Source organism: Roseivirga sp. (genome assembly GCF_965216855.1).
Classification (GTDB): Bacteria; Bacteroidota; Bacteroidia; order Cytophagales; family Cyclobacteriaceae; genus Roseivirga.
The window spans coordinates 3,082,466-3,099,300 of record NZ_OZ244204.1 but is presented as its reverse complement, the minus strand read 5'-3'; the positions used below and the strand labels follow the sequence as shown (position 1 = coordinate 3,099,300).

At 43.6% G+C, this 16,835-nt stretch carries 18 protein-coding genes; 9 read left to right on the top strand and 9 right to left on the bottom strand.

Annotated elements, in window-relative coordinates:
* Position 1 precedes the first annotated feature (1 nt).
* From ACOOEY_RS13810 to ACOOEY_RS13785, 6 genes are all read left to right on the top strand, one after another.
* Positions 2 to 400 (top strand): hypothetical protein, encoded by a 399-nt coding sequence (locus ACOOEY_RS13810; RefSeq protein ID WP_420385307.1) that lies wholly within the window; start codon positions 2 to 4, stop codon positions 398 to 400.
* A complete protein-coding gene (locus ACOOEY_RS13805) occupies positions 372 to 1,433 on the top strand; it encodes a sensor histidine kinase (RefSeq protein WP_420385306.1) in 1,062 nt (353 codons plus the stop codon). The genes ACOOEY_RS13810 and ACOOEY_RS13805 overlap by 29 nt, the downstream gene beginning before the upstream one ends.
* On the top strand, positions 1,430 to 2,149 hold the full coding sequence (locus ACOOEY_RS13800; RefSeq protein WP_420385305.1) for a LytR/AlgR family response regulator transcription factor: 720 nt from the start codon (positions 1,430 to 1,432) through the stop codon (positions 2,147 to 2,149). The genes ACOOEY_RS13805 and ACOOEY_RS13800 overlap by 4 nt, the downstream gene beginning before the upstream one ends.
* 10 nt (positions 2,150 to 2,159) lie before the next feature.
* Positions 2,160 to 2,720, top strand: coding sequence for a DUF7010 family protein (locus tag ACOOEY_RS13795; RefSeq protein WP_420385304.1), 561 nt, complete (start codon positions 2,160 to 2,162; stop codon positions 2,718 to 2,720).
* Positions 2,721 to 2,783: 63 nt separating this feature from the next.
* Complete coding sequence (locus tag ACOOEY_RS13790; protein WP_420385303.1) at positions 2,784 to 3,314, top strand: DinB family protein; 531 nt, start codon at positions 2,784 to 2,786, stop codon at positions 3,312 to 3,314.
* Positions 3,315 to 3,751: 437 nt separating this feature from the next.
* Complete coding sequence (locus tag ACOOEY_RS13785; protein WP_420385302.1) at positions 3,752 to 4,852, top strand: Gfo/Idh/MocA family protein; 1,101 nt, start codon at positions 3,752 to 3,754, stop codon at positions 4,850 to 4,852.
* Positions 4,853 to 4,943: 91 nt separating this feature from the next.
* Here ACOOEY_RS13785 and ACOOEY_RS13780 read toward each other — a convergent pair whose 3' ends face one another.
* The 9 genes from ACOOEY_RS13780 to lpdA all read right to left on the bottom strand — a co-directional run bounded on the left by ACOOEY_RS13780 (position 4,944) and on the right by lpdA (position 12,843).
* Entirely contained in the window at positions 4,944 to 6,113 is a 1,170-nt protein-coding gene (locus tag ACOOEY_RS13780) for a lactonase family protein (RefSeq protein ID WP_420385301.1), read from the bottom strand.
* Entirely contained in the window at positions 6,114 to 7,130 is a 1,017-nt protein-coding gene (locus ACOOEY_RS13775; protein WP_420385300.1) for a threonine aldolase family protein, read from the bottom strand.
* Positions 7,120 to 8,073 (bottom strand): glycerophosphodiester phosphodiesterase family protein, encoded by a 954-nt coding sequence (locus ACOOEY_RS13770; RefSeq protein WP_420385299.1) that lies wholly within the window; start codon positions 8,071 to 8,073, stop codon positions 7,120 to 7,122. The genes ACOOEY_RS13775 and ACOOEY_RS13770 overlap by 11 nt, the downstream gene beginning before the upstream one ends.
* 171 nt (positions 8,074 to 8,244) lie before the next feature.
* Positions 8,245 to 8,703 (bottom strand): MarR family winged helix-turn-helix transcriptional regulator, encoded by a 459-nt coding sequence (locus ACOOEY_RS13765; protein ID WP_420385298.1) that lies wholly within the window; start codon positions 8,701 to 8,703, stop codon positions 8,245 to 8,247.
* 244 nt (positions 8,704 to 8,947) lie between these two features.
* Positions 8,948 to 9,355, bottom strand: a complete 408-nt coding sequence (locus ACOOEY_RS13760; protein ID WP_420385297.1) for a DUF2721 domain-containing protein — start codon at positions 9,353 to 9,355, stop codon at positions 8,948 to 8,950.
* Positions 9,345 to 9,575 (bottom strand): hypothetical protein, encoded by a 231-nt coding sequence (locus tag ACOOEY_RS13755; RefSeq protein WP_420385296.1) that lies wholly within the window; start codon positions 9,573 to 9,575, stop codon positions 9,345 to 9,347. The genes ACOOEY_RS13760 and ACOOEY_RS13755 overlap by 11 nt, the downstream gene beginning before the upstream one ends.
* Before the next feature lie 497 nt (positions 9,576 to 10,072).
* A complete protein-coding gene (locus ACOOEY_RS13750; protein WP_420385295.1) occupies positions 10,073 to 10,891 on the bottom strand; it encodes an anti-sigma factor in 819 nt (272 codons plus the stop codon).
* Positions 10,891 to 11,418 (bottom strand): RNA polymerase sigma factor, encoded by a 528-nt coding sequence (locus ACOOEY_RS13745; protein WP_420388658.1) that lies wholly within the window; start codon positions 11,416 to 11,418, stop codon positions 10,891 to 10,893. The genes ACOOEY_RS13750 and ACOOEY_RS13745 overlap by 1 nt, the downstream gene beginning before the upstream one ends.
* Positions 11,419 to 11,448: 30 nt before the next feature.
* The gene (gene lpdA, locus ACOOEY_RS13740; protein WP_420385294.1) at positions 11,449 to 12,843 is read right to left on the bottom strand and encodes a dihydrolipoyl dehydrogenase; all 1,395 of its coding nucleotides are present in this window, start codon (positions 12,841 to 12,843) and stop codon (positions 11,449 to 11,451) included.
* Between the two features lie 152 nt (positions 12,844 to 12,995).
* On the opposite strand from lpdA, the gene fabG reads away from it, so the two are divergent.
* The 3 genes from fabG (at position 12,996) to ACOOEY_RS13725 (ending at position 16,799) form a co-directional block, all read left to right on the top strand.
* Positions 12,996 to 13,742 (top strand): 3-oxoacyl-[acyl-carrier-protein] reductase, encoded by a 747-nt coding sequence (gene fabG, locus ACOOEY_RS13735; RefSeq protein WP_420385293.1) that lies wholly within the window; start codon positions 12,996 to 12,998, stop codon positions 13,740 to 13,742.
* Positions 13,743 to 13,848: 106 nt separating this feature from the next.
* Positions 13,849 to 15,936, top strand: a complete 2,088-nt coding sequence (locus ACOOEY_RS13730) for a VWA domain-containing protein (RefSeq protein WP_420385292.1) — start codon at positions 13,849 to 13,851, stop codon at positions 15,934 to 15,936.
* A 50-nt stretch (positions 15,937 to 15,986) separates the two neighbouring features.
* Complete coding sequence (locus tag ACOOEY_RS13725) at positions 15,987 to 16,799, top strand: tetratricopeptide repeat protein (protein ID WP_420385291.1); 813 nt, start codon at positions 15,987 to 15,989, stop codon at positions 16,797 to 16,799.
* Positions 16,800 to 16,835: the final 36 nt, after the last annotated feature.

Below are 16,835 nucleotides of genomic sequence, written 5' to 3'. Positions count from 1 at the left end.
CATGAAATTCTCAGCTAAATTGCAGCTTTTCAATGCAGGCCTTTGTGGCCTGCTTGGATTGTTGTCTTCCTTTCTTCCCCAGGAAATACTCACAGAACTGCAATTAGAGCATTCTGATAATAGTGTATTTCTCATCAAAGCATTGGGAGCCTTTTATATCAGCTGGGCATTACTGAATTACATGATCAGAAATCTAACTTTCGGAGGAGTCTATGGAAGACCAATTACCGCTGCCAACCTGACTCATTATGGCATTGGAGCCATTCTATTGATCAAAGAAGCATTAAATTCAGGTGGTCGTAATACATACTTATTCCTGTTCATAGCCCTATATTGCCTGATGAGCCTGGCCTATTTGAAACTCCTGCAACATGACCCTACGAAAACCCACCAAGTATAGACTTACCCTTTACTGGATTCTCCAACTGGGCGGCTGGGGGCTATACACAGTCTTCCTGATTGCCATGATGGGACTTTTTGGTGGGGAAGAGGCCATTAATACTTCCACCATCATTCTTCAGTTGATTGTCTTTGTAGGCCTGGTGGTTTTTTCTCACCTCTTCAGACTGTATATCAAAAAACACAAATGGCTGGAATTGAGTATTGGTCAGTTAATCCCCAGAGCCCTGGTTGGCCTGCTGATTACCTCGCTGATCGTGCAGACCTTCATTCATCTGATCATTTATCACCTTGTACCACTTTCAGGTCTAACCCCATTCAGCTGGGCCGGCTTCGTAGCCTATGTATTCAATGTTTTTGTAGTCCTCATTCTATGGGCTGCCATTTACTTCATCTTCAAATTTGTGGAAAAGAGCAGAAAGAACGAGTTGGAAAAACTGGAGCTCAAAGCAGCCCTCCAGGAAGCGGAACTCATGATTCTGAAAAATCAGGTAAATCCTCACTTTCTCTTCAATGCACTCAATAACATTCGGTCGCTCATTTTGATTGAACCTGAAAAAGCACGAAAAATGGTTACCCATATCTCAGACCTGCTCCGATACTCTATCCAGTTCAACGCCTCTGAGAAAGTAGCACTCCGAGATGAAATAGAGATTGTAAAAGACTATTTGCAATTAGAATCCATTCAGTTCAATGATCGACTCCACTACAGTTTCGACATAAGTCCTGAAACAGAAAAGATTGAAATCCCTCCGATGGCCATTCAACTTTTAGTTGAAAATGCCATTAAACATGGGCTGTCTATTCAAAAATCAGGAGGCGAAATTCAAATCAAAACAAGCATTACCGACCGTGCGCTTCTAATCGAAGTAATCAACACAGGACAGTTAACCCCTCAGAAGAAGAGAGAAGGTATTGGACTGAATAACCTGCTGGAACGCATGAAGATACTCTTCGGCACCTTTGCTGAATTCAAGCTTGAAAACAGCTCGGAAAATACCGTAAAGGCTACTTTAAAAATACCTCAACTATGAAAGCCCTGATTATTGACGATTCTCAACTGGCCCGACAAGAGCTAAAGCATTTACTCAAAACATTCGATCAGGTACAAGTGATTGGTGAGGCAGAAAATGCAGAGCAGGCCTTAACCATGATTGAAGATTTGCAGCCGGAACTACTTTTCCTTGATATTCAGATGCCGGACAAGAATGGTTTTGAATTGCTGGAAGACCTGATTGATGTACCCGAAGTCATCTTTACCACCGCCTTCAATGAATACGCTATGAAGGCATTCGATCACAATGCACTGGACTACCTGCAAAAGCCCATCAAAGAAGAACGATTGGGACTGGCCATTGAGAAAGCTGCCGAAAAGATCAGGCTGAGACAGGAAAGGGAAGCTAAGGTCAAACTACTGGGTATTAACAACCAGGTTTTTGTGAAGGATGGAGAGCAATGCTGGTTTGTTACCCTGGCAGATGTCAGGGTATTAGAAATCATGGGCAGCTATACCAGAATCTACTTTAATGATCAGAAGCCCATGATTCCACGATCACTGAATTATATGGAAACCCGGCTCGATCCGGAGGTATTCTTCAGGGCCAATCGTCAACAGATTATCAATCTGAAGTTTATTGAACGCATTGAACCATGGTTCAGTGGAACACTCAAACTCTATCTCAAAGGAGGAGAAGAGGTAGAGGTAAGTCGCAGACAAAGTATTCGCTTCAGAGAAATTATGAGCTTCTAACCCCAGGAACATGACAACCAAATCATTTCAGGAAATGCGCACCGAAATAATTCTGCGCAACAAGAACGGCATTAACTTCATTCTGGCCGCCAGTATCTGCTGGCTGGGTATCTCGTTTCTATGGACCAGTCATCTGTCTTCAGGTGAACTGGTACTTTACTCCTTTATGGCTACCATGCCTCTGTTACCCCTGGCCTGGCTACTCGGTAAAGTATTTAAAACAGAGTGGAAAATTGCCAACAACCCATTGAACGACCTGGGACTCTGGCTCAACTTTGCACAGTTATTCTATTTCCCATTACTCTTCTTTGTTTTGATGCGAGATAACTACGACATGCCTATGGCTTTAGCCATTATAACAGGTGCCCACTTTTTCCCTTATGCCTGGTTTTATCAAACCAAATCATACGCAGTGATGGCAGGAGTGATCTCTGTTGGTTCAGCCTATATCGGTTATCAGGGTAATGAGCATGCAGGTCATTGGATCGGGGCCTTTGTAGCCGTTTGTTTATGGATACTTGGAATATGGCTTTATGCAGACTACAAGCGCTTTAAGTCAGCAAAGCGCTAAACGATTGAATTCAATTTTCAGATTCTCTTTTGCCTTCCATCGAAAACCACCTAATTTTCCGTCATGAATAAGGTGGAGATTAAGGCCAGGCTGGAAGATTCATATGAGCATTTTCACAAGTTCATCGGAACACTTTCCGAAGATGAATTTGAATATGCTCCTGAAGGCAAATGGAATGCAGGACAGCAGGCAGAACACCTGATTAAGAGTACCAGACCACTAATTCAAGGCCTCGCTCTCCCAAAATTCATGATTAAGTTCAAGTTCGGTAAAGCCAACAGGCCTTCTAAAACTTATCCCGAACTGGTGGAGCGCTACAAGCAGCGACTCACCACTATGGAAGGAGATCCTCCCGGAGCATATGTCCCTAAAAAAGTCAGGTATTCCGATTATAGTAAGCTCTCGAAAACTCAAAAAGAGATTATCGGCAAAATCCAGGACAAGCTCAAAAACTGGACAGAGGATGAGATGGATACTTACATTTTTCCTCACCCTGTATTAGGTAAAGTAACAGTACGGGAAATGCTTTACTTCACCATCTACCATGCAGAACACCATCAGAATGTGGTGAAGATTTATCTAAAGGGGATATAATACTCTACACTCTCCTTCTATAACAAGAACACAAAAGCCCAAACCTTTATAAAACACCATCAATCCATAACCTGACAGACTCCTTCTATTCGAAGAACAAACGTATCGTCTGCAATCCTATCAAAACAGCCATGAGCCGCCAGTTGTGGTGTCCTCACCACGACCTGCACTTTGCATCAGCCCATCCAGCAAAATCTACATCACCAGTCTCTCAGATAAATACTGAGGCCTTACTACGCAATCGGTGAGGACACCGATTGAGGCGGCCCATACTTACTATCAAACAGATAACACAAAACCAGAAACTGATTCTCGGCTTCTTATAATAAACTGAACCATGACCCTCTGATGAAATATGTGATTAAGCAATGAGTTGAGAGACGTGTAATTTTTAAGACTAAGGGGTGAGATTAAGCGAGCTTATAGTAAATTCCTCTATGAAACGCATCCTCACCCTCTTGATGGCCTTAATTTCAATATTCAGCATGAAGGCACAACAACAAAACCCACCTGTTAAAGTAGCCGTCATTGGATTGACACATACTCACGTCCATTGGATATTGGGAAGAGAAGATCGTGGGGATATTGAGCTGGTAGGTATAGTTGAATCGAACAGAGACCTGGCCGAGCGATACACCCAACAACATGGCCTTTCAATGGACATGGTTTACCCCACTATGGAGGCCTTGATGCAGAATGTTCAGCCCGAAGCAGTAACAGCTTTCGGAACCATCTACGACCACCTGGAAGTGGTCGAATTTTTCGCTCCCAGGGGTATTCATGTGATGGTGGAAAAACCACTGGCGGTTTCCCTTGATCATGCCAGAAAAATGCAGGCGCTCGCCAGAAAGCACAACATCCACCTGCTAACCAATTACGAAACCACCTGGTATGGAAGTAATCTCAAGGCCTGGCAAATGGTACATCAGGACAATATGATTGGGGATATCCGTAAGATCGTAGTACATGACGGACACCCGGGGCCAAAGGAGATTGGCGTTAACGAAGAATTTCTGGAGTGGCTGACAGACCCCAGGTTCAATGGTGCGGGAGCACTGACAGACTTTGGTTGCTATGGAGCTAATCTGGCTACCTGGCTGATGAAGGGCGAAAAGCCTCAGTCCGTTTTCGCCATGACGGCAACCAATAAACCGGATATATATCCCAAGGTAGATGATGAAGCCACCATTGTACTTCAGTATCCCAAAACTCAGGTGATTATTCAGGCATCATGGAACTGGCCGGTCTCCCGAAAAGACATGGAAGTTTATGGCGTAACCGGACAAATCTTTGCCGACAATGGTAGCACTCTTCGATACCGACTAGGGGACAATGCGGAAGAAAAGAAGCTCACTAATCTGAAGAAAGAAAGCCCTAATGATGATCCTTTTACCCTATTGGCAGCAGTAGTCAGAGGTGAAATCACACCTCAGGAAGCTGACCTGTCAGCTCTTGAAAATAATATGGTAGTAATGGAAATTCTGGATGCGGCTATGAGGAGTGCTAAGAGCGGGAAATTAGTAAGGCTAAAGCAATGATTCCCACACCCTAGCCTCCGCCAGAGGTCGATAGCTGAGTCCGAACGGCTGCGGATGGCACGAATATCCTCTTGGTGAAGGAAAACAATAATTACAATAAGAACTTAATACAAACCGGAGTAGGCACTTCTTCGATATAGCCGGTATCAATCAATTCACCAGTTTCCTGATTGATCTCATAAGTCATGATAGTGTTGCTGTCCTGATTGGCTACCAGCATAAACTTTCCCGAAGGATCTATCTCAAAGTCTCGTGGTGTTAACCCCTTGGAAGAATAAGCTCCTACCTTAATGAGTTCACCATTATCACCAATTCTAAAAGCTACTACTTCATTGATTTCGCCACGGTTAGAGGCATAAAGGAATTCACCATTAGGATGGATTTTAATAGCAGCGCCTGATGGCTCTCTCTTATCTCCCGGTTCCTGCAGTGAAATCATTTGCACCTTTTGCTGAAAGCGCAGGCTATCAGTGAAAGTAGCCACTTCAATGGTTCCTATTAACTCATTCAGTACATAGGCAATGTCTTTTTCAGGATGGAAAACCATGTGTCTTGGGCCCGCAGTCCTTGGCGGATTAATGAAGTCTCTCAGGTAATTCAGGGTCTGACTCAGGGTATCCAACTCATAGGCATAGATTTTATCGGCCCCTAAATCTACTGCAGCAACCAATCCAGATTTGGGATGCTGAAATATCTGGTGAGCATGAGGTGCATCCTGCCTCGGATGACTTGAACCTCCCTCATGTTTCTTATAGGAGCTGTAAGACCCTAACATGCCATCTTCAATAATCGGAAGTAACACCACACTGCCACCAACATAGTTAGCAGCCATGACAAACTTACCTGTATTGTCAATACTGAGAAAACAGGGATATTGACCAACACTGCTCACTTCATTCAAATAAGTGAGGCTGTGGTCTTCAGGATTGTAATCAAAGGCCGTTACAGCTGCATAGCTATCTTCTCCCCCGTCATATTCATTCACAGCGTAAACATGTTGGCCATCGGGGTGAACCGCCAGGTAAGACGGACTGATCACCACATCACTGGTTGCCTTATAGCTAATGGCTCCAGTATTCTTATTCATGGAGTAAACGTAGACACCTTCACCCTGCCCATCGACATGACCTTCTTTTTTGGTGTAGGTCCCCACAAAGAATATGGCTTCATTAGACTCTTGCTTGGCCACTGACTGTTCTGTTTTCTTTGATCCACAGGCCGTGAAAAGCACCAGTAAACCAAGGAGGCTTATCTTTTTCATTTATAGTTTTTTCAACACCTCAATAGTTTCATTCAGGTGATCATCTGTAAAATCATAGTGAGTCACAAAACGAATCAACTGCGGGCCAAATCCAAAAGCAAGGATATTGTGCTCAGCCAGTTTCTTCAGAAATGCATCATTGGTGTATTTGTCGCTGAGTTTGAAAATCAGAATGTTCGTCTCACAAGGCAAAACCTCTTCTACATAATCCAGTCCTTCCAATACGCTACCAATGGCTTTCGCCTTGTTATGGTCTTCAGCCAATCGGTCGATATGATGATCAAGTGCATAAAGTCCGGCCGCTGCAATATATCCGGCCTGACGCCAGGCACCTCCCATCACTTTCCTGATCCGTTTCGCTCTTTTGATATCGTCATGACCACCCAACAGCAATGAACCAACCGGTGCACCCAGTCCTTTGCTCAGGCAAATGGAAATGGTGTCGAACACTTCTCCGTACTGCTTAGTAGTTTGCCCTGTCGCCACCAATGCATTGAACAAACGAGCACCATCTAAATGCAGTGCTAATCCATGTTCGTGACAGGTTTCCCTAATGGCCCAGATTTCTTCAAAGTCGTAACAGCTTCCTCCCCCTTTGTTCATGGTATTCTCCAGTGAAACCAATCGGGACACGGGTGAATGGATATCATCGGCCTGAATAGCTGCCTCCACATCTTTGGCAGTGATCATACCCCTGGGCCCATCGAGTAAACGCACTGATGCCCCTGCATTAGACATAATTCCTCCCGACTCATAGAGATAGATATGAGAGTATTTATGGCAGATGACTTCATCCTGCAAATTACAGTGGAGCCTGATTCCAATCTGGTTGGTCATGGTACCGGATGCACAATAGATAGCCGCATCCATTCCAAACATTTTAGCCGCTCTGGATTCCAGTGCCGCTACGGTTGGGTCTTCACCAAACATATCATCTCCCACCTCTGCAGACATCATTGCCTCATGCATACCCGGGGTAGGCTTCGTTAACGTATCGCTCCTAAGATCAATAGCCATAAAAATATTCTTGTTTCTTACTCGTCTGAATTAATGATTGAATAGCATCGAAGGCCTCTAATGGCCTGTCTGTTGCCAGTATATCTGCACCACGTTGAATATAGCCCAAATATGTGGAATCTCCTTGTGTTTCGGCCTTACGGTCGAGGTTCCCTAAAACGCCCAGAATGCAGTAAATACCTTTGGCATGCAGGAACTCATACAGCTCTTGTTCCGGTTCCGACACGCCCACGAAGGCAATCATGTTCTCATCAGGTACACCCATATCATGATGTGCCTGGTATGACTCCTCGGAACCAAGACTTACTGAGATCATCAGGTCTGGATCGAGTTGATATACCTGAGCCGCGTCTCTGGCATTATAGGTAATGATGGCCGCATAGTCTTGAGCTTTGGCTGCCTGAACCGCTTCAACTACTTTTTGAAATGGTACTCCGCGCTTCACGTCTAAGGTCAGTATCGCTTTGTCCTTCGCCCACTCCAAAACTTCGTCTAATGTAGGAATGGAATAATCTGTTACAGTTCCATTATTGTCAACCAGATTTAGGCCTTTGATGTACCCGTATGTTACCTCCGCAACCTGACCCGCCCCTGTTGTGGTACGATCAAGGGCATTGTCATGCATCATTATCAAGACCGAATCACTAGTCATGGCGATATCGCACTCTATCACCGTGGGAACCTGAGAAGCCACATGGGTAAAAGTCTCCAATGCATTTTCGGGATAACCGGAATATGGTCCTCCTCTGTGTGCACTGACCATGGGTATCCGATCGGGTGTCCAGCTAAAGAACGTTTTGCCTTCACCTGCAGGAATACGAATCCCCCTTTCTCCGGAAACATCAACATCAGTCTGCTCAGAAGTAGCGGTAGACGGAGAAGAACACTGGGTAAAAAGGAAGAAACCTAAGAAGAGGTTTACGATGTAAGTCCTGGACGACATTTTTTTTCGTGAATGTACAGTGTGTGAGAGGAAAGCACAAGGGGAATTTGAAAGTCATTTCCGAGGCAGCAAATCTTATATTTACTGCCTCGGTAATCATCTCCGTTTCAACCTAAACATATGAAGAGATCAAGGTACTGGGTCTAGCACCTGAAATGACCGGACCGTCTGTCACTTTATGGGTGTGTAATCTCCTAATTGACTTCTCAATTGAAGTAACTCGTTTTTTATCCCATCACGAAATTGTTTGGGTACCTCATTCAGGAACCCACTGAAGTGATTATCGAAAGCAATAATCATTTCATTTTTACTTTTTCTACCCTTCTCGGTCAATTGCACATGAAAAGAGCGACCATCATCCTCATTTTCGACTCTCTCGATCCACCCGTTCTTTTCCATCCGTACCAACATGCGCGAAATGGAGGGTAGATCCTGGAGCGTAACCCTACTGATCTCAGTTGGGGTCACGCTCCCATGGTTCCAAAGAATTATCAATACCTGCCATTGTTCTGGCGTAACAGCATACGCTTTTAAGGCACGAATCAACTCTCTATGAAAGAGTAAATAAGCGCGATACAGATTATAGCCGAGATTGTTATTAAGGTGAAAGAGAGCCTTACTGAAATCCATAAGGTTGTAAGTCAGGTGGAATATTAGCAATAAATACTTGTCTAGACAAGTATTTTGATATATAAATTCCAGACACAACCAATATTTTAATATTACATCATTGAGAATGACTTAAATAAAGCGCAAGACACCTGCAGAATTGGCGTCCTATTTCACACTATTATCTGGTAGACATGAAGAATTACTACTGAATGACACATCCATCGCCAATCAGTGAAAGTATTAAACAAAGGACCTATTAGACTTAAGAAGGGGTGTTTTCTTCCAGATCTTTCAATTCCAGGTTAATAGCTCTTGTGCTGATTTGCGTCTCAACAAATGAAATGAGCAGAGAGCCCAGGAGTAAAAACAGGCTGGCTCCGAAGATATAATCTGCAATTACTTGTCTGCCCAAGTACATGAGCACCATACAGAGTACACAGCAGAAAAAGCTGGCTATTCCAAGGGCCTGCATATTACGGATCAGAAGTAACCGAAGCCTGAGATTCTTGATTTGCCCAAAAAGGGTCTTCCGCATTTCGGGAGATTCCTTATAGCGAACTCTCAGACCTCTTACCAAATTAGCCAGTGCGACAAAGCGGTTGGTGAAGGCCAGAAGCAAAAGTGTAATGGCAGGGAAGAGTAAGGCGGGGGTGGTGATATCAATGTTCATCTTTCTGACTTTTCTTTGAACTGATTTTTCTATCCAGTGTCAATTTCCAGGCTCCGCGGATCGCAACCAGACCAAAAAGATAGAGTAATGAACGTACGACATAATCAGCACTCTCCGGATTCTGAAATCCTTCCAAACCAGTTACATAGATCATAACCAATGCTATTGAACTGATAACCAGCGCTATAATCAGGAGAATGCGTTCGTTTTTAAGACTCATGGCTCAAAGTTGAGGACTCAGACTCAGAAAGATGAAAAAAAAGATAATTTTTTTTTCGTTGGCCTAGATCCAGACCCAATCCGCACTTCGTATATACTTCACCTTTTAGGGAACTCACCTAAACAGAGTGATTAAAGCTCGACTAAATCCACACAGAAAACAACTGCTGTACATACAGCAGAGAAGATAACAATCAAGTCCCAATTCTACTTTGGTTGAGGTGTCGGAGTCTACCGGATGGGTAGACTCCTCTTTTTAACCAGACACTGGACTTCCCCTTTCTGACAACGCTACTATAAAGATTTTAAAGGAAACTTAACTGGAGTAACAGTTTACTTAGGTTGAGGTCTCATAGAGGCTGTCTCAAAAATAGCTGTACGTTATTTTTGAGGCAGCCTCTTCCTTTTAGCCGAGCTCAATGAAAGCACCTCCTTAAAATCCCGGGCACAAAAAAAGCCGGAATATCCGGCTTCACTCATATTTTCAAAAGGCAAGGACTAAACACCTCCGTACACCTGCATTGACTCAAGTGTTGGATTTTCACTGCCTCCTCGCGGCTCGATAGTCACCGCAAAGGCTACCGACTGAGCCATGTTTTTCATACGTACCAGGCCATCTGCATTCCAGTCGAATACACCTGCATCTACCGGCTTACCATCTACAATTGCCCAAAGCTGATATTGCTCGTTTTGAGCCAGTTCCTTTAAGTTTCTGATATCCAGGTAAAGCTCCTGAGAGGTTTGATTCCAATAAACACTGGCAAATGCTTCTTTGGCATTATCTGTTCCCGGCATTTCAATTCTCATGAACTCAGGGTTAGACAGAATATTCAGATCATTTTCCAGTTCATCCAGCTTTTGGTTTACTCTGTTGTATTGCTCAGCCATTTGAGAATTACTGGCCAGTAACTGATCATAGGCCAGTCTGGAATTTTTCCATTTAGACCTGTAATCCATGGCAAGATATCCGCAAAGCAGTGCAATGGTTACTGATGCCGCTACAGCAAACTTCCAAATTGGAGATGGCTGCATGGTTACCACTCTGGCTTCACTCTTCAGGTCTTGCTTAGCAATTTCTTCAGGCTTCTCCTCTACTTCTTCAATCGCATCGAGAATACTTTGCTTCAGGTCTACCGCAGGTTTAACCTGAGCGGCCATAGCCATACCTTCTAAGGTAAGCTCAATTGCCTCGAGCTCATCTCTTAGTTCAGGATACTTTTCAAGCATAGTCTCAACTTCCCTCATCTCTTGTTCAGAGAGGGTGTTGAGGGCATATGCCTCAAGTATTCCGGACGATATGTATTCTTCTATGTTCACTATGCCAATTTCTTTCTCATATGCTTCAATGCAGAACGTAGCCTTGACTTGACAGTACCTAAAGGTATATCATATTCTTCGGCTATTTCCGTATGGGTGAAACCTTCAAAGTAAATTTTATGAAGTACGAATTTCTGATCATCTACGAGGTCATCCATCAGCGATTTCACACCAATCGCATCTGTGCTCATTTCTGTGCTATTTTCGCGATCGAATGTATATACGTAGTCATCAATCGAATCGGTTTTAGACGATCGAGAGAATTCTTTTGACCTCAATTTATCGATAGAAGCATTGCGTGTCAGGTTCATCATCCAGGTAAAGAATCTACCCTTGGCGGCATCGTACTGATCGATCTTATTCCAGATCTTGACGAAAACATCCTGAAGAACCTCTTGCGTGATATCTTCATTCTTAATCACTCTGGAGGCTACCCCATAGAGCGCAGCACTGTACTTATCGTAGAGATAAGACAGCGCAGCCTTGTCCTTATTTTTTAGTCTAAGAACGAGTTCGCTTTCTTCTATATGGATGCCTCCAGGTGCTATAACTCTTTATTAAAGATGTATTACTTCATCGTAAGCTGCTGCTGCTGCTTCCATAACAGCCTCAGACATGGTTGGGTGTGGGTGTACTGTTTTGATGATTTCGTGACCAGTAGTTTCCAGTTTTCTGGCAGCTACTACCTCAGCAATCATTTCAGTTACATTGGCACCAATCATATGGGCACCCAGCCACTCACCGTATTTTGCATCGAAAATCACTTTCACAAAGCCATCGCTTACGCCACCGGCTTTTGCTTTCCCTGATGCAGAGAATGGGAATTTACCCACCTTAATTTCATATCCTGCCTCCTTGGCTGCCTTTTCAGTATAACCCACTGAAGCAATTTCAGGCTGACAATAAGTACAACCCGGGATGTTATTATAATCTAAAGGCTCAACATGCTGTCCGGCAATTTTCTCTACACAGATAATACCTTCCGCTGATGCTACGTGCGCCAGTGCAGGTCCGTGTACGATATCACCTATGGCATAAACACCAGGGATATTGGTTTTGTAGTAGTCATCTACGATCACCTTACCTTTATCGGTAGCTACACCAACATCTTCAAGACCGATACCTTCCAGGTTGGTAGAAACACCCACTGCAGATAGTACTACATCGCACTCCAGTGTTTCATCTCCCTTCTTCGTTTTTACGGTCACTTTACAGCCTTTACCTTTTGTATCTACAGCAGTAACTTCAGCATTGGTCATAATGTTCATGCCTGCTTTCTTGTAGATTCTTTCCAACTGCTTGGACACTTCTTCATCTTCAACAGGAACGATTTTGTCCATGTATTCAACAATGGTTACTTCTGTTCCGATTGAATTATAGAAATAGGCAAACTCAACACCTATGGCTCCTGAACCTACAACCACCATTGACTTAGGTTGCTTGTCTAATACCATGGCCTGACGGTAGCCAATAATTTTTTCGCCATCGATAGGCATATGAGGAAGCTCTCTTGATCTACCTCCAGTCGCTACGATGATATGATCAGCAGAATAGTCAGTTACTGAACCGTCTTCAGCTTTCACTTCTACTTTCTTACCTGCCTTGAGTTTACCAAAGCCGGCAATATGATCGATTTTGTTTTTCTTGAACAGGAACTGAATCCCTTTGCTCATTCCGTTGGCAACATCACGGCTTCTTTTCACCATCGCGCCAAAGTCAGCCGAAGCTTTATCTACCTTCACGCCATAGTCTGCAGCATGCTGGATATATTCAAATACCTGTGCACTTTTCAACAAGGCTTTGGTTGGGATACATCCCCAGTTAAGACAAATACCGCCTAACTCAGCCTTTTCAACCACACCTACCTTCATTCCGAGTTGTGACGCTCTGATGGCTGCCACATAACCACCCGGACCACTACCAATTACAATTAAGTCGTATTTCGTTGCCATATTTTTACTTTACCTGTTTTTGGGAAGGGCAAAGTTAACCCAAATCCGATCACTTCAAAACACGGAAATTGGAGGAGTTGCGGGTTTTGGTTTTATTTGAAGGGTCAAAGCTCAAGGGCTTCATTCGACCTTAAAAAGATAAATAACTGAATATGGGTTTATTAACTGGAAAAACCGCTCTGGTAACCGGAGCATCAAAAGGAATAGGAAAAGCAATTGCTACTAAATTTGCTCAGGAAGGAGCCAATGTAGCCTTTACCTATTTATCTAGTGTAGAAAAAGGACAGGCACTGGAAAAAGAACTGGCAGAATTTGGTACAACCGTGAAAGGTTTCCGTTCCAATGCAGCTGAATTTGCTGCTGCAGAACAACTTGTCAATGACATTGTAGCCGAATTTGGCAGCCTGGATATCATTGTAAACAATGCAGGTATTACAAGAGACAACCTTTTGATGCGTATGACTGAAGAGATGTGGGATGAGGTGATGAACGTTAACCTCAAATCTTGCTTCAACACAGTGAAAGCGGCTACCAGAACCATGATGAAGCAAAGAGCAGGTTCTATTATTAACATCACTTCCGTAGTAGGTATTAAAGGAAATGCCGGACAAGCCAACTATGCAGCTTCCAAAGCGGGTATCATAGGTTTCACTAAATCTGTAGCCCTGGAATTGGGGTCGAGAGGTGTTAGATCTAATGCAGTAGCTCCTGGTTTTATAGAAACCGAAATGACGGATGCTTTAGACGAAAAAACTGTTCAGGGCTGGAGAGATGCTATTCCATTGAAAAGAGGTGGCTCTCCTGATGATGTGGCTAATGCCTGTGTTTTCCTGGCTTCTGATATGTCGAGCTATGTCACCGGGCAGACCATTGTGGTTGACGGTGGTATGCTTACTTAAGCACCGCTCATCAAAACATTATAATTTTCAGTATCGGTTGATGTCCAACTTTCGTAGTAATGCGTTAATATGGCATCAACCGATTTTCATTTCAGATTGAAAAGCATTGCGTAGCCTACCAGCACTACTTGCGAAAATCTCCTTACAGACAGACTTCTCACCATGGTTTATCCCATTGTGTTTGGTGGTCGGTATTGGCTATGCATTTCTACTCTACTCTAAGAAGGCTCCGTGGGGTAAATCTACCAACGGACTACTCTTTGGACTAAGGGCCTTGCTGGTCTCACTGCTCTGTTTTTTCCTGTTAGGCCCACTTCTCAATCAGATCAATTTCTTTGAGGAGGACCCTATAGTAGTGTTAGCCATAGACGATTCGGCTTCTATTGAAGATGCTTATGACTCCATTCGCTTTGAGCAGATTAAAAATACGCTGAACCAACTTGAGTCCGAACTGAGTGAGGCTAATTATGAGTTGAGAATCCGGGGCATCAACCAATACTATGATCGTGTAGATGAGATCAATTTCTCCTCTCAGTCTACCGACCTGCACAAGGTACTTCAAAGTATCAGGCAGGACTTTGAACAGCAAAACCTTGCGGCCACGCTATTGGCCAGTGATGGCATAGACAACTATGGCAGCTCTCCCCAGTTCCTGACATTGAATTACCCTGTTTACAGTTTAGCCATGGGTGATACCGTCCCGGCTCAGGATCTCAGCATCAGCAAAATCAACTATAATAAGATTGTTTATGAGGGGAATCAATTCCCATTAGTGGTAGATATTTTCAACAATGGATATGTAGGCGAAGAAGTATTTGTAGATGTATTGAAATCAGGCACAGTATTACAAACACAGTCCATCAGACTGAATGGAGATCAGGAGGTCAATAGCTTTGAGTTTATACTTGATGCAGAAGTAATTGGTGTAGACACCTATCAGGTAAGGATTAGACCGAAGCAAGGGGAAAGCTCTACCAACAACAATACTCGAACGGCTTTCATAGAGGTAGTAGACAGTAAACAAAAAATATTGATCGCTGCGGCAGCACCTCATCCCGATATCAAAGCATTGCGCGAGGTAATCGAAAGTAAGGAGGGAGTCGAGGTATCATTGTATCTGGATGGCATCACCGATGAAAACCCGGAGGGCCCTTTCGATCTTATCATCCTTCATCAACTACCTGGGCTTACCGATCTGCCAGCCTGGTTAAATTCGGGTATTGAAAACACTAACACCTGGTTTATCAGTGGCATTAATGACTTGAATAATATCAACAGAATCAACCCTGTATTAACTTATAGCAGCTTTGGGCAGTCAGACGCGGTACTCCCCAACCTGAACCCCAACTTCGAGCTATTCCAGATTGATGAAGACCTGAAGTACAGAGCAGCCAACTACCCTCCTGTCAGAGCACCCTACGGCACATTTGAGCTTAAGAATAATGCGGACATCTACCTCTATCAGAAAATTGGAAGTGCGGAAACCAATCGCCCTCTATTGAGCATTTACAATGGCGATGAAAGAAAATCTGCCGTATTCTCAGGTTCAGGTCTTTGGCAATGGAGACTACAGGAGTTCGGCCAGTACGATGATGCCAAACTTTTCGATGAAATCTTCGGAAAGCTTATTCAGTACCTGGCTACAAAAGATGACAAAAGAAACTTTAGGGTAAGCACCACTCAGGAGAGCTACTTCGACAGTGAGTCTGTTGAGTTTATCACAGAAGTATATAATGAACTCTTTGAGAAAGTGTATGACTATAATGTTGACCTGACCATTACTAATGCGCAGGGTGAGACAGAGGAATACAACTATGTAAACTCCCCTACTGAAAACTTTAAGATCAATGGATTGGCTCCAGGCGTGTACAACTTTAGAGCCTCCACCAGTCTGTCAGGCAAGAGAGAAATCGCTGAAGGTAGTTTCTCAGTTCAGGAACTGGCTTTGGAAGACATCAATCTAACGGCTAATCATCAATTGCTAAGAAATATTTCTAATAACTCAGGCGGTGACTTCTACCTGTTGGAAGATTATGCAGAAGCCTTAGCTGCTATTCAGGCGCTCAACCCGAAACCAATCACCCGTTCCAATGAACGCCTCAGCCCTATCATTAATAATCCTCTTTGGCTTATTCTGCTGATTGGACTACTGGCAGCCGAATGGTTCCTAAGAAAATATCACGGTAGCTATTAAAAATCACCGAATCTTTTGGTTATTAAACTAATCAATTAGTTTATTTGTGTATGCGCACAAGGTTTCTCTTATTCAGCTTGTTAACAGCAGTTCTTCTTTCTGCCTGCGATATGTCTGCCACTCGTGAAGAGGCCGATCAGTTTCTGAAAGAAGGCGATTATGAAGCAGCGGTTGCCGCTTATGACCGTGTCATTAAGCTGGAACCCAACGATGCTTTCTCCATTTTCAATCGAGCTAGTGCCAAAGAGAAACTAGGGCTGTATGAAGAGGCCTATGACGACTATGATATTCTGGTGAAGAGAAAGGAGAATGTCAGACTATCTATGTTGGGTCGCTCCCGCTGTCTATTTGAAATGGAGAAATATGAGTATGTAATTCTGGACATGAATTCTTTACTCTATATGGACCCTGACAACATTGAAGGACTGGAACTGAGAGGTCGGTCATATACCAAGACCGGAGATAATGTAAAAGCTGTCCTTGACCTCAACAAGGTATTGAGAGTGGATGACCGCAATGTACAGGCACTAATAAGTCGAGGTGCCGCCTATGCCCGTGGTGGTTTGGGTCCAAAGGCGGTAGACGACTTTAAAGCAGCACTTCGCATTGAACCCAATTTACCAGTGGCTTACTTCAATATGGGGATGGTTTACTTCCTCTATGAGAACTATACTGAAGCGGCTGAGACTTTTGATAAAGCTATAAAATTAGACCCCGAATATGCGGAAGCTTATACCCGCAGAGGAATGTCAAGATTTCAGTCAAAGTGGTTCTCGGAAGAACAAGGTTGTGCTGACTTCAAAAAAGCATCTGACCTCGATGACGAGATTGCGACCGAATATGTAAAGAAGTATTGTAAATGATTGGATAGCCCGTTAAATAGAAGCAAAACCACCACC

What these genes read in the sequence shown, in the direction of transcription:
- ACOOEY_RS13765 (WP_420385298.1), bottom strand. Translation starts at nt 8,703, where the DNA reads ATGGATTTCAGTAAGGCTCTCTTTCACCTTAATAACAATCTCGGCTAT.
- ACOOEY_RS13725 (WP_420385291.1), top strand. Translation starts at nt 15,987, where the DNA reads ATGCGCACAAGGTTTCTCTTATTCAGCTTGTTAACAGCAGTTCTTCTT.
- ACOOEY_RS13800 (WP_420385305.1), top strand. Translation starts at nt 1,430, where the DNA reads ATGAAAGCCCTGATTATTGACGATTCTCAACTGGCCCGACAAGAGCTA.
- lpdA (WP_420385294.1), bottom strand. Translation starts at nt 12,843, where the DNA reads ATGGCAACGAAATACGACTTAATTGTAATTGGTAGTGGTCCGGGTGGT.
- ACOOEY_RS13760 (WP_420385297.1), bottom strand. Translation starts at nt 9,355, where the DNA reads ATGAACATTGATATCACCACCCCCGCCTTACTCTTCCCTGCCATTACA.
- ACOOEY_RS13775 (WP_420385300.1), bottom strand. Translation starts at nt 7,130, where the DNA reads ATGGCTATTGATCTTAGGAGCGATACGTTAACGAAGCCTACCCCGGGT.
- ACOOEY_RS13785 (WP_420385302.1), top strand. Translation starts at nt 3,752, where the DNA reads ATGAAACGCATCCTCACCCTCTTGATGGCCTTAATTTCAATATTCAGC.
- ACOOEY_RS13810 (WP_420385307.1), top strand. Translation starts at nt 2, where the DNA reads ATGAAATTCTCAGCTAAATTGCAGCTTTTCAATGCAGGCCTTTGTGGC.
- fabG (WP_420385293.1), top strand. Translation starts at nt 12,996, where the DNA reads ATGGGTTTATTAACTGGAAAAACCGCTCTGGTAACCGGAGCATCAAAA.
- ACOOEY_RS13780 (WP_420385301.1), bottom strand. Translation starts at nt 6,113, where the DNA reads ATGAAAAAGATAAGCCTCCTTGGTTTACTGGTGCTTTTCACGGCCTGT.
- ACOOEY_RS13755 (WP_420385296.1), bottom strand. Translation starts at nt 9,575, where the DNA reads ATGAGTCTTAAAAACGAACGCATTCTCCTGATTATAGCGCTGGTTATC.
- ACOOEY_RS13770 (WP_420385299.1), bottom strand. Translation starts at nt 8,073, where the DNA reads ATGTCGTCCAGGACTTACATCGTAAACCTCTTCTTAGGTTTCTTCCTT.
- ACOOEY_RS13790 (WP_420385303.1), top strand. Translation starts at nt 2,784, where the DNA reads ATGAATAAGGTGGAGATTAAGGCCAGGCTGGAAGATTCATATGAGCAT.
- ACOOEY_RS13805 (WP_420385306.1), top strand. Translation starts at nt 372, where the DNA reads ATGACCCTACGAAAACCCACCAAGTATAGACTTACCCTTTACTGGATT.
- ACOOEY_RS13795 (WP_420385304.1), top strand. Translation starts at nt 2,160, where the DNA reads ATGACAACCAAATCATTTCAGGAAATGCGCACCGAAATAATTCTGCGC.